Below are 13,742 nucleotides of genomic sequence, written 5' to 3'. Positions count from 1 at the left end.
TGTGATGACGTTACATGAAAGGGATTACTGAGCGTTGTAGCCGATATTTAATGGCTTATTCGCTCACTGTCACGCTATTGATCAGTACTTCATCACGTGGTACATCTTGGTGATAACCAAACGTACCGGTAGAAACGTTTTTGATTTTATCAACCACATCCATACCTTCAACCACTTCTGCAAACACACAATAACCCCAACCATCACGGCTCTCTGAACGGAAATTCAAAAAATCGTTATCAGCAACGTTGATGAAGAACTGGGAAGAAGCAGAGTGCGGATCCATAGTCCGCGCCATTGCAACAGTACCACGCTTATTCTTTAAGCCATTGTTAGCTTCGTTTTTGATGCTGGCTTTGGTGGTTTTTTCATTCATGCCAGGCTCCATACCGCCACCTTGCACCATAAAACCATCAATCACACGGTGGAAAATCGTGTTGTTATAAAAACCTTCACGGCAATAGTCTTCGAAGTTCTTCGCTGTGATCGGAGCTTGCTCATGATTTAGTTGTAAAACGATATCACCGTAGTTTGTGTGTAGTGTGATCATGAAAACCATCCTAAAGTAGGTAAAAGTGTAACAGCATAAAAGGCAAGCCTTTACGCGTAACGGGTTAAATACTGTACCTGATGCCGGAACAAAGGCTCAGCTTAGGCGCTGATTGTACCGAAAGCGGCTGTTTGGGCAAATGAAAGCGCAATCAATTACGGGGAAATTATTGTCTATATGTACCGATGAACGGTGATTTCCCCTAGGTACACTTGCATTAGTTGCATTTTATCGGTTCAATATCCGCTTCTGATTATCAGTTTTGGTTATCATTCTACAGGCTAACTTGGTACTACACGATGCTGAAGATTTACAACACGCTGACAAGACAAAAAGAAGAATTTAAACCTATTCATGCAGGAAAGGTTGGCATGTATGTCTGTGGAGTAACCATTTATGATTTATGTCATATCGGTCATGGTCGTACCTTTGTTGCCTTTGATGTTGTCACGCGCTATTTGCGTTATCTAGGCTATGATCTGACATTTGTCCGCAATATCACTGATGTTGATGACAAAATTATCAAACGTGCGGCTGAAAACGGTGAGACCTGTGATCAGCTCACTGAACGTTTAATCGGTGAAATGCACGCTGACTTTGATGCCTTGAATATGAAGCGCCCAGATCTTGAACCGCGAGCGACTCAGCACATCACTGAAATTATTGAGCTGGTGCAACGCCTGCTTGATCGTGGCCATGCTTACGTTGCCAGTAATGGTGATGTGATGTTCTCCGTGGATACTTTCCATGATTACGGAAAGCTATCTCGTCAAGATGTTGAGCAATTACAAGCCGGTGCGCGTGTTGATATTGAGGAAGCTAAACGGAATCCGGTTGATTTTGTGCTTTGGAAAATGTCTAAACCAGGCGAACCTACTTGGCAATCACCGTGGGGCGCAGGTCGTCCGGGCTGGCATATTGAATGTTCAGCGATGAACAGCAAACAACTCGGTGAGCATTTTGATATTCATGGCGGTGGTTCAGATTTAATGTTCCCGCACCATGAAAATGAGATTGCACAGTCTTGCTGTGCGCATGATACCCCTTACGTCAATTACTGGATGCATTCCGGTATGGTGATGATTGATCGTGAAAAAATGTCAAAATCACTCGGCAACTTCTTTACCATTCGTGATGTATTACAACATTATGATGCAGAAAGCGTGCGCTATTTCCTGATGTCAGGCCACTATCGTAGCCAGTTAAATTACAGTGAAGAGAACTTAAATCAGGCACGTACGGCACTTGAGCGTTTATATACCGCATTACGCGGTGTGGATAATGCAGCATTACCGGCTGGCGGAGAGGTTTTTGTGGCCCGCTTCCGCGCTGCCATGGATGATGATTTTAATACACCAGAAGCGTATTCAGTACTCTTTGATATGGCGCGTGATATTAATCGCCTAAAAACAACCGATATGGCAGCAGCCAGTGCATTGGCTGCGGAATTGCGTCAACTTGGTGATGTTCTTGGCCTGTTACAGCAAGATTCAGAACTGTTTTTGCAAGGTAATACTCAAGCCGATAACGGTAATGAAGTCGCTGAAATTGAAGCGTTGATTAAGCAGCGCAATGATGCTCGGGCAAGTAAAGACTGGTCTGCGGCTGATGCCGCACGTAACCGCCTGACTGAAATGGGCATCGTACTGGAAGATGGTGCGCAAGGCACAACCTGGCGCAGAGCGTAACTGTTATCGCTTATTGCGAGACAAATTTTTATTATTTCTACAGCTATAGATAAGCGGGAGTAAGACTCCCGCTGATTTTTTATCTTTTTTTAGGAAGAGCAGCACCGCAAAATTTGCAGTGTAGCGCATCAGCATCATGCCCAGTTCGGTGGCAGTGATCACAGCGTAACCTGTCTTTGTTTTTCTGTAACTCTTCCGTGAGTTGTGCAGTGAGAATGCCTGTTGGAACAGCAATAATCGAATAACCAATTAATATCACTAATGAGGCGATGACCCGACCCAGTGGTGTATGCGGCACAAGATCACCATATCCTACCGTTGTTAGCGTAACAATGGCCCAGTAGATCCCCATTGGAATACTGGTAAAGCCATTTTGCGGCCCTTCCACAACAAACATTATGCTGCCAAACAGACAAACCATCAGCCCGACCGCACCAAAAAAGACCAGCACTTTACGGTGGGTTTGTATCAGACAACGCCAAAGCAGATTGGCCTCTGACATATAACGAACAAGTTTGAGAATACGAAATAGCCGAAACATGCGCAGCAGACGCAACATTAAGGTGTACTCTAAGCCTGGAAATAGCAAAGAGAGATAAACCGGAAGAATAGATAACAGATCGACAATACCATAAAAACTGCCAGCATAGCGTAGGGGTTTAGGTGAACAATAGAGCCGTAAAAGATACTCTAAACTAAAAATGATACTAAATCCGATTTCACACCAGATAAACCATGTGTACCAATACGATTGTTGCGTCAGTGTGGAACCAATAATCAGTACCGCAACACTTAAGAGAACTGAAAATAACAGAGCTAACTCGACGATACGGCCAGAGCGATGCTGCGTATTAAATAAGATGTTATATAAGCGATGGCGATATTTTTTCGGTGTTAAATGTTGGCAATGGGGTGAAGAGGGGGGATGTTGCAAAGATGAGTTATCAGGCATAAAAGTAGCTCATACAGGTTGCTTGTGTGTTATCAATAAAATACAAGCTACTTGATGCCGGAAACGGCGGGCTAATGCAAATTAACCCGCACTAACTGCTAAATACAGACAAAAAAGAGTGATTAATCGTGATATTTTTCACATGCTAGTAATGTATTTTGCATCAAGGTCGCGACTGTCATCGGCCCTACACCACCCGGAACGGGTGTGATCCAAGCCGCATTCTCTTTTGCTGTTGCAAAATCGACATCACCGACAACTTTTCCATTCGCTTGGCGGTTAATACCAACATCAATGACTACTGCACCCGGTTTAATCCAATCACCGGGAATAAAATGCGGTTTACCGACAGCAACAACCAGCAAGTCAGCACGGCGCACATGGCTTTCTAGATCGCGTGTAAAGCGATGGGTTGTGGTGACGGTGCATCCAGCAAGCAATAATTCAAGTGACATCGGGCGGCCAACAATATTTGATGCACCAACCACGACCGCTTCCATCCCGTAAGTATCAATTCCGCACTGCTCAATCAACGTCATGATCCCCCCAGGGGTACAAGGGCGTAAGGTTGGAATACGTTGGCACAGACGGCCTATTGTATAAGGGTGAAAACCATCAACATCTTTATTCGGGTGAATTCGTTCAATAATTTGGGTGGTATCAATATGCTCAGGTAATGGTAGCTGAACTAAAATACCATCAATATCAGGTGCTTGATTGAGAGTGTCAATTAAATCAAGCAGATAATCTTGCGTTGTTTCTATGGGCAAATCATATGATTGAGATATAAAGCCAACCTCTTCACAGGCTTTACGCTTTGAACCCACATAGATTTGTGAGGCGGGATCTTGCCCTACTAGCACAACCGCTAGGCCGGGAGCGCGTTTTCCTTGCGCGATGCGTTGTTGTACTCGTTGCGCGACTGTTGTGCGAACTTGCTGCGCAATCGTTTTCCCGTCAATAATCATTGCAGTCATTAGACACACGATCCCTTACTAATTTTCAGAATGCATATTGTGTCAGAAACAACTAAGAGTGTCAGTAGACATCATGCAGGAAAAGTGGCGGGAAAAGTAACGAATGAAAAGTAACAGAATTGCTGTGATTTTGAGCGTTTGAACCCCTTGATGCTAAAAACATTTTGACTCATCAGCCCATCTCAGTATAATTCAAATCCTATTAAGTCAGGTGTTCGATACAGAGCAATGACATTAGTCGGTGAGTAGCGCAGCCCGGTAGCGCAACTGGTTTGGGACCAGTGGGTCGGAGGTTCGAATCCTCTCTCACCGACCACTATTCAATAGTGAGTGCACCCTTAGCTCAGTTGGATAGAGCAACGGCCTTCTAAGCCGTGGGTCACAGGTTCGAATCCTGTAGGGTGCGCCATTGAATATATATCAATATATTATATTGATATGATAAAATTAGCTAAAATCTCTATGGTGGCTGTAGCTCAGTTGGTAGAGTCCTGGATTGTGATTCCAGTTGTCGTGGGTTCGAGCCCCATCAGCCACCCCATTCTTTTGTCCTCGTGTTATCTATTTTTCCAATCATCTATTTATCTTTTTTTATTCCCGTATCATTATTATTTTATTTTTTCCTTTATTGCGATGATTTTTACTGTTTCAGCCTTTTCATATTAATACTTTGTTAATTATTTCTTTAATGATTTTATTAATATCTTCTTTTTTAGATCGTTCATTAATGAAAACTCTCTGATTATGTATCAGTTCATCATTTTCTACGATAAAAAAAGAGAGGTGATTATCCATCATCAATATACTGATTGAGCTTGGTTTTTGTTTTGTTATTTTAATTTTGTCTTGAATAATTCGTCTTAAATCTGATGTTAGATTCGGTTTGTCTGAAGATATCATTAATATATTGTCAGAGTAGATCTCTGGCAGGGTTCTATTTTGTTTTTTTTGTATTGTTGAATTGTAGTGAATAGTAATAATAAAGAGCACGAATACAACGAGCAGGCTAAATAGCAATTGTAATAGTGTTGTTTTATATTTGTCATGATGAGCCTGTGATTTGATGCTACTCTGTGTAGCATACATAGGGATATCAACTGCGATATTATTATCGTTTTGTGTGTTTTGTGTAGATGATGGAATACCGTTTGCTGCTGAGTATTTTAAGGCAATTTCATGAAATGGTATTGTTTTTTTCATATCAAGATAGAGTGGTGTTACGACATCAGATTCAAGCCTATAACCTGTTTTTGAAATGGTTTTAAGCCATTTTTGCTCTTTTCCGTTATCACCAATTAATGATCTAATATTACTGATAGCTTGAGTAATAGAACTTTCAGCCACTATTTTTCCTGGCCAACATTTCTCTAATAAATGCTCTTTTGATAATACATGACCTGCATTACGGGCTAATTCGAGCAGTGTCATGTAATCATGCTTCCCTATTTTAAACTCTCTATTTGACTCTGTGTCTAATAATAACGTCTTATCTGAGCTTATAATAATATTTCTTATTTGATAAGTATTCGTCATTATATAATACCAAGCTTGAAAAGAATCTGACTGAATTTTTATATAAATTCATATTAAAATCCAGAGTTAAATTTGAAATTTCATAAAACCTTAATTGATAGTGGTTTTTATATAATGCTAATTTTTATTTTATTCATTTTATTTGCATATTCGTGTGTGTGTGTTTTCGAATATACGTCTATTATATATGCTGTTATTTTTCATCTAAATAGAGTATGTTTTTGATATTGCAATAGGTATTACTTAGGGTTTTATACTGTAAGTGGAGATGTTGTAAATGTAGTTTTTAAACAAGACTTACAGCAATTTTATTTCTAATTTATTTCATACTAAGAATCGTTTACAGATATAGAGTGGTGTTTTTAAAAAAATGATGAAAGAATAATAAAATATATATGATAAAGAATGTGTGGGTATACTAGATAAGTAAAAAAATTAACGTGGCACGCTGTATAGCAATGCCACGGGTGTCAAGGACACCTTCGCTTGCTGCCGGGAGAGTGATGTAAAACCACTCTCTCTGATAAAACGGTCTTTTATCTATGATATAGGCGTGTAGTAAGGCAGTTCTACACATTAATATGTTTCTGTTATAGCAGTTTTAATCTCCATTATTTAGCTTAATCATCTTAATAATGTGACTTAATGTTAATTTATGCGAGATGTTTTGCACTGTAAATGTGTGATTATGTCAGCTGCATTAGTGAGTTTGTCAGATGTGCAACCTAGAGCAGGGAAATGTTGATCTGTAGCAAAAAAAGCTTGCTATAAAATACGTATAATAATGATAATGATAATCTATCCTATTTAAATGTTGGCGATTGCAATGAAAACACTGGCTGATTTGAGTGTGGGTAATAAAGCGCGAGTGGTAAATATGCAGCGTTTAGATCGCCCATTACGTAAAAAATTAATGGTTTTGGGGGTCTTACCTTCAAGCGAAATCAATGTGGTGCGTTTTGCTCCACTGGGTGATCCTTTGCAAATTGAAATTTGCGGGGTGAATATCGCGTTACGTTTAACAATTGCAGCGGGTATTGATGTTGAGGTATTAGCATGAATTTTTCCTTATTAACGGTAGGAAACCCTAACAGCGGTAAAACATCATTATTCAATGGGTTAACCGGTGCTCGTCAGCAAGTTGGTAACTGGAGTGGGGTTACTGTTGAAAAAAAGGTAGGATCATGCAGTGTTGGTGAGCATAAATTGCAAATTACTGACTTGCCTGGTGTATATGCGTTATCAGGAGATAATGTTGATAGTGGCAAAGATGAACAATTGGCAACGATTGTGGTTGAGTCTATTCCTGCTGATATTATTTTAAATATTGTTGATGCTTCTGCGTTAGAGCGTAGCTTATATCTGACATTACAATTAATTGAGACTGGTCGTCCTGTTGTTGTAGTGGTAAATAAAACAGATGCTCTTGATCGTAATCGTCAACAATTAAATGTGCCATTATTATCTCAAATACTTGGCTGCCCTGTATTTGCAATTTCAGCGCATAACCAACGTCAGGTAAATCGCTTTCGCAGTGAACTTGCTGATTTACTGATGCAAGGTGTGACACCTTCTACACTTCGACTAGATTATGGTTCAAATATTGAGTCTGTGCTTGGTGAACTTGAGGTATTGTGCCCACTCAATGAGCAAGCGAGTACTCGATCATTAGCTCTGCGCTTACTTGAAAGAGATCGGTTAGTTGAAAAGCGGTTAGATGCTGAACAGCAACATATTGCTAATCAAAAAATTATCCAATTAGAGAATGTTGTTGATACTGATTTACAAATTGCCGATGTGCGGTACAGCTTTATTCATGCGCAGTGCCAGAAAGTACGTAAACACATTGGTATTGTTAGTCATAAAACTAGTGAGAAAATTGATGGTATTGTCTTGAACCGTTATCTCGGTTTGCCCATTTTCTTATTAGTTATGTATTTGATGTTTATGTTTGCCATTAAAGTGGGTAGCTCCTTTATTGACTTTTTTGATATTTCAGTTGGTGCTTTACTGGTTGAGGGAACACATCATCTTTTTGATGGCGTACTCCCTGTTTGGCTCGTGACATTATTAGCTGATGGTTTTGGTGCTGGTATTCAAACGGTAACAACATTTATTCCGGTGATTGGATGTTTATATCTGTTTATGGCCATGCTAGAAGGCTCAGGCTATATGGCTCGTGCAGCCTTTGTTTTAGATAAATTAATGCAAAAAATTGGTTTACCAGGGCGTTCGTTTGTGCCTTTAGTGATTGGTTTTGGCTGCAATGTGCCTGCGATTATGGCAACCCGCACACTAACACAAGAGCGTGAGCGTTTGTTAACAGTAATGATGACACCCTTTATGTCTTGTGGCGCTCGTTTACCTGTTTATGCGCTGTTTGCGACAGCATTTTTTCCACATTCGGCACAAAATATTGTTTTTGCTCTATATCTTGTAGGTATTCTAGTCGCTATTTTTACAGGTTTGTTGCTGCGTAATACACTGCTGCCTGGAACAAGTGAAAGTTTTGTTATGGATCTTCCTGATTACGAGTGGCCAACATTACGTAATGTTGTGTTGAAAACATGGCAAAAACTGAAGAACTTTGTTTTTGGTGCGGGTAAAACCATTGTTATTGTTGTTGCTGCTCTTGGATTTTTTAATTCGTTAGGCGTAGATGGATCATTTGGTAATCAAAATACTGAACACTCTGTATTAGCTCAGATAGCCAAAAAAGTGACACCTGTATTAGCACCCATTGGAGTAGAAAAAGAGAACTGGCCAGCAACTGTGGGAATTATTACAGGAATTTTTGCTAAAGAAGCTGTAGTAGGGACACTAAACGCGTTATATAGCGGTGAAACAGCCACAAACAACAGTGACTATAATTTATTGGCTTCATTTAAAGAGGCTCTACTAACAATTCCTGAGAATTTGTTGAGTATTAATTTAGCTGATCCACTGGATATTAATGTGGGTGATACATCTAACCGTGCAGCAGCAGCAGAAGCGCAGCAGGTTAATGCATCAACATTTGATAAGCTATCACAAAATTTCTCTGGCCCTGCTGCTGCGTTTAGCTATTTATTGTTTGTGTTGTTATATACACCTTGTGTTGCAGCTATGGGGGCATTTGTCCGAGAGGTTGGGCGTAATTGGGCACTATTTGTTGCTGGCTGGACCATGCTTCTAGCATATGTAGTGGGGACTTGGTTCTATCAAATTATGCATTTTTCATTACATCCAGCAAACAGTATCTTGTGGTTGAGCATTACAGGCGGTTTGTTACTGGCAGTGATGGTGATATTACGCATAATGGGAAAAAATCAGCAACCGCGTGAGGTAAAATTAGTATGATTTTACAAACATTACGAGAAGCATTACAAACTCAAGGGCGTTCTACTCGTCGTGATTTGGCTAAACAATTTAATACCAGCGAAGAGGGTATTGATGCGATGTTGCAAGTTTGGTTGCGCAAAGGTCGAATAGCGAAAGAGACGCAATGTGTGTGTAGCGGCGGGTGTTGTGGTGCGAGTGAAGAGGTTTACTATCGCTGGTTAGGCGCTGATGGTATTTCGATTGTAGTCAAACACTAAGTGTAATGACCAAACTACTTTGCGCCAATGAAGTGTAATATAAACTTAAACGCCAACGGAAAAGACTTGCGTTGGCGTTTTTTGTGACTTTATGTTCTCTTATCTTATGTCTCTATTTTTATACTAAGATTTTTAGTCAGCAGGGACAAAATTAGCTAACTGTTTTAGTTTTTCAAGCAACAGTAAACTCGCTTGTGTTTGTTCATGAACACTACGCAGTTTACTGGCTAAATGACCCCAAATCGGTGCAGGCCAAACAGCATCTTGTTGGAATCGAGCAACATGGTGAATATGCAATTGAGAAACGATATTACCAATTGCTGCAATATTCAGTTTATCGGGTGTATATATTTGTTCAATGATCCGTGCAAGCGAACTTGACTCTTGCATTAGCTGTATTTGCTCTGCATCAGTTAACTGATGGATTTCTTTAATATTATTTCGTTGAGGAACAAGAATAAGCCAAGGTACATTACTGTCTTTACTCAATAACACCTGACATAGCGGAAAAAAACCAAGTGTAGTGGTATCAGCAAGCAGTTGTGGATGTAATACAAAATCTGAATGTGGCAGCATTACTATTTTATTCCTTAACGGGAAAGATCTGTATAAGCATAACAAGTTTATAGCCCAAGTTCTGCCCCGTTTGGGGAGTTTAATAAGATGAGCGATATGGTCTGCTTTAACTTATTTAGTTTACGTAACTTTGTGTATCACAAATTAAGTTTCCACTCTTCTAGTGGTATAGGCCGACCAAAATAGTACCCTTGTGCTTTTTTAGCTCCAAGTTGCTTTAAGCGAGACGCTTCTTCTGCATTTTCAACACCTTCAGCAACTAAGGGAACGTGGCAACTATTAGCAAGTTGAATGACGGAGTTGATGATACGATCACTGCCTGCACTATTGAGTAACCCACTAACGAATGTTCGATCTATTTTTAGACAATCAAAGGTTAACTGGTGCAAGTGCGCTAAACTTGAATAACCACTACCAAAATCATCTAGCGCAATTTTTACACCGATGTTGCGTAATATATGCAACCTTTCTTCAATAAAATGAAAGTTTTCAATAAGCATAGACTCAGTCAACTCTAGTGTGAGATTAGCCGGATTAAGTTGACTGTGTATCAGTGCTTTTTTTACAACAGCAATAAAATCAGTTTGGATTATTTGTCGTACAGAGATATTAATGTGCAGTTCAAAATCAGTTGGCCACTGTTGATATTTAATTTTATCCGCAATTGCTTTACAAGCATGCATTAATGTCCATGATCCAATAGGTAAAATTAACCCAGATTGTTCGGCAATAGGAATAAACTGATCAGGGCTAACAACCCCCAATGATGCTGATTGCCAGCGTAAAAGCACTTCAGCACCTACGGTTAACCCTGATTTTAAATCAACAATAGGTTGATAATGTAGATATAACTCATTGTTTTCTAATGCGCTGTTTAAGTGGGTGAGTATTTGAGTGGATAGCCCTACATTATCAGCCAATGTTTTATCATAAATAACACCCGTGTTTTCGCCTTTTTTCTTTGCGGCCAAACGTGCAATATTGGCTTGAATATAAGCATTGGCTAAATCAATAACTCCAAACGGCTCAAGTACACAACCTATATTGGTAGTTATCAGTACATCATCATTATAGATTTGGAGTGATTCGGTAAAAAGAGCTAAATAGCATTGTAAGCTACTGTCAATCGTAGGATTTGGATCAACATAGACCAACATAAACCCATTGTCAGAGCTTTTTATAACCAATATTCTGTCTGATATATTCTTAGCAAAGGCTAATAATTTTTGTGCAACAACACGATATAACGCATTTAAACTCTCATCTCCCATACTGTTTTTAATTGCATCAATATTATTGATACTCAGTAGTAATAAACCTTGTAGTCTATTTTCTTCGGATGATAAATGAGTTTTTAACCACTGCTTTAATCCAGCTTTGTTGAGTAAGCCTGTATTTTGGTCATGCTCAATGAGGTGTTGTTGTTGATTAAATGCATTAGACAATGAACTCGACATGTCATTGAAAGCATCATTGAGTCGTCTAATCTCTTTGAGTTCGAAACGGTCGTGTTTAACAGGTTGCCATTTTTGTTGAGTCAGTAAGCGTGCTGTTTTGGCAACATTCATAATCGGTGTGGTAATTTTTGAAAGTGCAAACCATGTTAAAGTAACGCCACTAGCAAAAATAGCAATAATCCATAGCAACATCTCTTCTCGATCACCGTATAAACCACCAATAACCTCACTTTCTGGCACAATGACAACAACTTTCCAGTTATCAAGTTGAATAGCTTGGCCTACGCCCATCATGCGTAAAAAGTAGGTTTCTCCTTTTATTTTAAAAGTATATGAACCTGATTTATTTTGATCAATAAAAGTGGCCGCAGCTCGTACTCGTGAGTCTGCACTGGTATTTGGAGTTAATAAATTTGGGTTTTCCATTGAAGACAAATCAATAATTGCGTTTTGTTGCTCTATTTTTTCGTCAGTTGAGTGTGAGATAATCTGGTTATTTTTATTTAAAATCAATACGATGGAGTGATCATTTGTAGCAGTTGTTTTTAAGTATTGATTAAACCTATTTAGTTTTATATCTGAGGTAACAATACCAATAAACTGATTGTTTTTGTCATAGGCAGGTGTTGAGTATGAGATTGTAATACCATGATGTGTGTGATAGTCATAGTATGCATTGCTCCATAATGATATTTTTTTTGCTGCACTCTCTCTATACCAAGGGCGTGTTCGTGGATCATAACCTTTAAACTGACTTAGAATAGGTGACTGTATACTCAGATCAGTAAAAAAGCGTAGTTCATTGTCTGTATTACTGTCTTTTAACGTGAGTGCATATTTGTTTTTCACCATTTCACGGCTAATACCTACATAGTTACCATTATGTGTACCTATTGCAACAAAGCTCAACTGTGGTGTATTTGGAAAAAGATCATGGATTGTATTATAGAGTGTCGGTGAGAATGATATTAAATTGTGGGTGTCAATGTTATCAGTGGCATGAATACTCATGGCGATAACAGTATTAGCTTGTAGTGGTGCTTTTAAATAATTATCCAGATCATCGCTAACTAACTGAGCACGTGTTGATGCTATTTTTTCACTTAGCTCTTTGACCATTTCGCTTGCATTGCGATACTGTACGAGCATTGATACGCCAAGAATCGCACTTATTGCGATAAAAAAGAGTAGGGTAATAACCAGCCTTAATGAGAGAGAACCGGATAGCTTCATAGATTAAATACAGACCAAGTGAATAATTATTTAAAATTCGTAATGACGTAGGTGATATTGAGAAAATCAAATGCTAAATATTAATACAATATAATAAATAAACCATAACGGATATTGTTAATACAGAGTAACAATATCAATGTGTTTCAATGCGATATAGAATCTAATGAATAATAAACTATAATGGAAAAAATGCGACATTATTATTAATAAGAGTATCAATGAAAATATCAATAGCAAATGAAAGGTATAAAAATAACGTGTAAGCAAATGGTTTTATATATAGGTAAGGCTGGATCTTATTAGGGTTTTGTTGTGGTAAAAAGCAATTAGTCATATATAAAAATACACAACTAATTGCGCATGCGATATAAAATGCTGAATTACGATATCATCTTAAAAACTAATCTGTTAAGACACTCGTTATTCAGGTTTTACAACTGCTGTTTCAACAATCATATCTAAAATCCAGCGTTTAGAAGAGGCATCAGCAGCAGGGTTGGCTACATCAAACTCTTTAATGCGTAAGCGATAAGACATACCAGGCTCAGGCTCAAAACCTTCGATAGTGCCGTAGTAGTTACTCCACGGTGCATCTTTTGTTTCTCGGATTTGTAGACAAGTTTGTTGTGCTACGCCAGTGCACGGTTTGCGATCAGCAGAAACATAGATAAACTTAGTCACACCATCAGCCATAGAAGGCTGTTGGATAAACTGATATTGCATATTGCCATTACTCAGTGTCAGTGTATTACCTGCTACTTTCACTGCAGGTTTGCTGTTGAGTAGTTCAGTAAAGGCTTGTTCACGCTGCATGGCTTCTGGTGGGCACATCATCATTGTTGCTGCCATACCTTTAACAATGAGGTGGCCATTTTCAACGCTAACCATTCCCATCATACGGTTACACCCTGCAAATGCAGCCATACGACCATCTTTGACTTCAAAAGTGGTTGGTTTGATATTGGCTGATGTATCAGCTTGCTGCCAGTTACCTTCAATATTTGGAGGGGTAGACACTGAACTACAACCAGCAAGAAGGGCGCTAACAGTCAGTAAAGCTAAGGCATGAGTACGCATAAAAAAAGTGACACTCCCAAAGAAAATAATATGCACAGTGCAGTTTTGAACTCACGGTGATGTTTTTAGTGAGTAAAATAGTGTAGTAGCCACTAAAAATAGCAATAAATTGGCTCTA

11 protein-coding genes and 3 tRNA genes are annotated in these 13,742 nt (G+C 39.0%); 7 read left to right on the top strand and 7 right to left on the bottom strand.

Features of this window, described 5'->3' with window-relative positions; translation table 11 throughout:
- Positions 1 to 55: 55 nt before the first annotated feature.
- On the bottom strand, positions 56 to 550 hold the full coding sequence (ppiB, locus tag ACRC53_RS10940; protein ID WP_438643438.1) for a peptidylprolyl isomerase B: 495 nt from the start codon (positions 548 to 550) through the stop codon (positions 56 to 58).
- A gap of 299 nt (positions 551 to 849) precedes the next feature.
- Here ppiB and cysS point away from each other — a divergent pair, with 299 nt between their 5' ends.
- A complete protein-coding gene (gene cysS, locus ACRC53_RS10935; RefSeq protein WP_438643437.1) occupies positions 850 to 2,238 on the top strand; it encodes a cysteine--tRNA ligase in 1,389 nt (462 codons plus the stop codon).
- 79 nt (positions 2,239 to 2,317) lie between these two features.
- Here the strand turns inward: cysS and ACRC53_RS10930 are convergent, their stop codons facing one another.
- Entirely contained in the window at positions 2,318 to 3,190 is an 873-nt protein-coding gene (locus tag ACRC53_RS10930) for an ion transporter (RefSeq protein WP_438643436.1), read from the bottom strand.
- 122 nt (positions 3,191 to 3,312) lie between these two features.
- On the bottom strand, positions 3,313 to 4,167 hold the full coding sequence (folD, locus tag ACRC53_RS10925; protein ID WP_438643435.1) for a bifunctional methylenetetrahydrofolate dehydrogenase/methenyltetrahydrofolate cyclohydrolase FolD: 855 nt from the start codon (positions 4,165 to 4,167) through the stop codon (positions 3,313 to 3,315).
- A gap of 239 nt (positions 4,168 to 4,406) precedes the next feature.
- Here folD and ACRC53_RS10920 point away from each other — a divergent pair.
- The 3 genes from ACRC53_RS10920 to ACRC53_RS10910 all read left to right on the top strand — a co-directional run bounded on the left by ACRC53_RS10920 (position 4,407) and on the right by ACRC53_RS10910 (position 4,708).
- Positions 4,407 to 4,483, top strand: a tRNA-Pro gene (locus ACRC53_RS10920).
- Between the two features lie 16 nt (positions 4,484 to 4,499).
- Positions 4,500 to 4,576 (top strand) — tRNA-Arg (locus tag ACRC53_RS10915).
- Positions 4,577 to 4,632: 56 nt separating this feature from the next.
- Positions 4,633 to 4,708 (top strand) — tRNA-His (locus ACRC53_RS10910).
- Positions 4,709 to 4,824: 116 nt separating this feature from the next.
- On the opposite strand, the gene ACRC53_RS10905 is transcribed toward ACRC53_RS10910, so the two are convergent.
- A complete protein-coding gene (locus tag ACRC53_RS10905) occupies positions 4,825 to 5,700 on the bottom strand; it encodes a winged helix-turn-helix domain-containing protein (protein WP_438643434.1) in 876 nt (291 codons plus the stop codon).
- Positions 5,701 to 6,526: 826 nt separating this feature from the next.
- On the opposite strand from ACRC53_RS10905, the gene ACRC53_RS10900 reads away from it, so the two are divergent.
- From ACRC53_RS10900 to ACRC53_RS10890, 3 genes are read left to right on the top strand one after another with little or no spacing between them, the layout of a single operon-like run.
- Entirely contained in the window at positions 6,527 to 6,760 is a 234-nt protein-coding gene (locus ACRC53_RS10900; protein ID WP_438643433.1) for a FeoA family protein, read from the top strand.
- Complete coding sequence (gene feoB, locus ACRC53_RS10895) at positions 6,757 to 9,039, top strand: Fe(2+) transporter permease subunit FeoB (RefSeq protein ID WP_438643432.1); 2,283 nt, start codon at positions 6,757 to 6,759, stop codon at positions 9,037 to 9,039. Before ACRC53_RS10900 ends, feoB begins: the two co-directional genes overlap by 4 nt.
- Positions 9,036 to 9,278, top strand: a complete 243-nt coding sequence (locus tag ACRC53_RS10890; protein ID WP_438643431.1) for a FeoC-like transcriptional regulator — start codon at positions 9,036 to 9,038, stop codon at positions 9,276 to 9,278. Before feoB ends, ACRC53_RS10890 begins: the two co-directional genes overlap by 4 nt.
- 132 nt (positions 9,279 to 9,410) lie before the next feature.
- Here ACRC53_RS10890 and ACRC53_RS10885 read toward each other — a convergent pair whose 3' ends face one another.
- From ACRC53_RS10885 to ACRC53_RS10875, 3 genes are all read right to left on the bottom strand, one after another.
- Positions 9,411 to 9,854 (bottom strand): HIT domain-containing protein, encoded by a 444-nt coding sequence (locus ACRC53_RS10885; protein ID WP_438643430.1) that lies wholly within the window; start codon positions 9,852 to 9,854, stop codon positions 9,411 to 9,413.
- A gap of 137 nt (positions 9,855 to 9,991) precedes the next feature.
- Entirely contained in the window at positions 9,992 to 12,544 is a 2,553-nt protein-coding gene (locus ACRC53_RS10880) for a bifunctional diguanylate cyclase/phosphodiesterase (protein ID WP_438643429.1), read from the bottom strand.
- Positions 12,545 to 12,967: 423 nt separating this feature from the next.
- The gene (locus tag ACRC53_RS10875) at positions 12,968 to 13,624 is read right to left on the bottom strand and encodes a DUF4377 domain-containing protein (RefSeq protein WP_438643428.1); all 657 of its coding nucleotides are present in this window, start codon (positions 13,622 to 13,624) and stop codon (positions 12,968 to 12,970) included.
- Positions 13,625 to 13,742: the final 118 nt, after the last annotated feature.

The organism is Plesiomonas sp. (genome assembly GCF_051652165.1).
Classification (GTDB): domain Bacteria; phylum Pseudomonadota; class Gammaproteobacteria; order Enterobacterales; family CAMTGL01; genus Plesiomonas.
This window is presented reverse-complemented; position numbering and strand designations above follow the sequence as displayed.

Bases quoted from the DNA above. Each gene is read 5' to 3' on its own strand.
- ppiB (WP_438643438.1), bottom strand. From the start codon at position 550: ATGATCACACTACACACAAACTACGGTGATATCGTTTTACAACTAAAT.
- cysS (WP_438643437.1), top strand. From the start codon at position 850: ATGCTGAAGATTTACAACACGCTGACAAGACAAAAAGAAGAATTTAAA.
- ACRC53_RS10930 (WP_438643436.1), bottom strand. From the start codon at position 3,190: ATGCCTGATAACTCATCTTTGCAACATCCCCCCTCTTCACCCCATTGC.
- folD (WP_438643435.1), bottom strand. From the start codon at position 4,167: ATGACTGCAATGATTATTGACGGGAAAACGATTGCGCAGCAAGTTCGC.
- ACRC53_RS10905 (WP_438643434.1), bottom strand. From the start codon at position 5,700: ATGACGAATACTTATCAAATAAGAAATATTATTATAAGCTCAGATAAG.
- ACRC53_RS10900 (WP_438643433.1), top strand. From the start codon at position 6,527: ATGAAAACACTGGCTGATTTGAGTGTGGGTAATAAAGCGCGAGTGGTA.
- feoB (WP_438643432.1), top strand. From the start codon at position 6,757: ATGAATTTTTCCTTATTAACGGTAGGAAACCCTAACAGCGGTAAAACA.
- ACRC53_RS10890 (WP_438643431.1), top strand. From the start codon at position 9,036: ATGATTTTACAAACATTACGAGAAGCATTACAAACTCAAGGGCGTTCT.
- ACRC53_RS10885 (WP_438643430.1), bottom strand. From the start codon at position 9,854: ATGCTGCCACATTCAGATTTTGTATTACATCCACAACTGCTTGCTGAT.
- ACRC53_RS10880 (WP_438643429.1), bottom strand. From the start codon at position 12,544: ATGAAGCTATCCGGTTCTCTCTCATTAAGGCTGGTTATTACCCTACTC.
- ACRC53_RS10875 (WP_438643428.1), bottom strand. From the start codon at position 13,624: ATGCGTACTCATGCCTTAGCTTTACTGACTGTTAGCGCCCTTCTTGCT.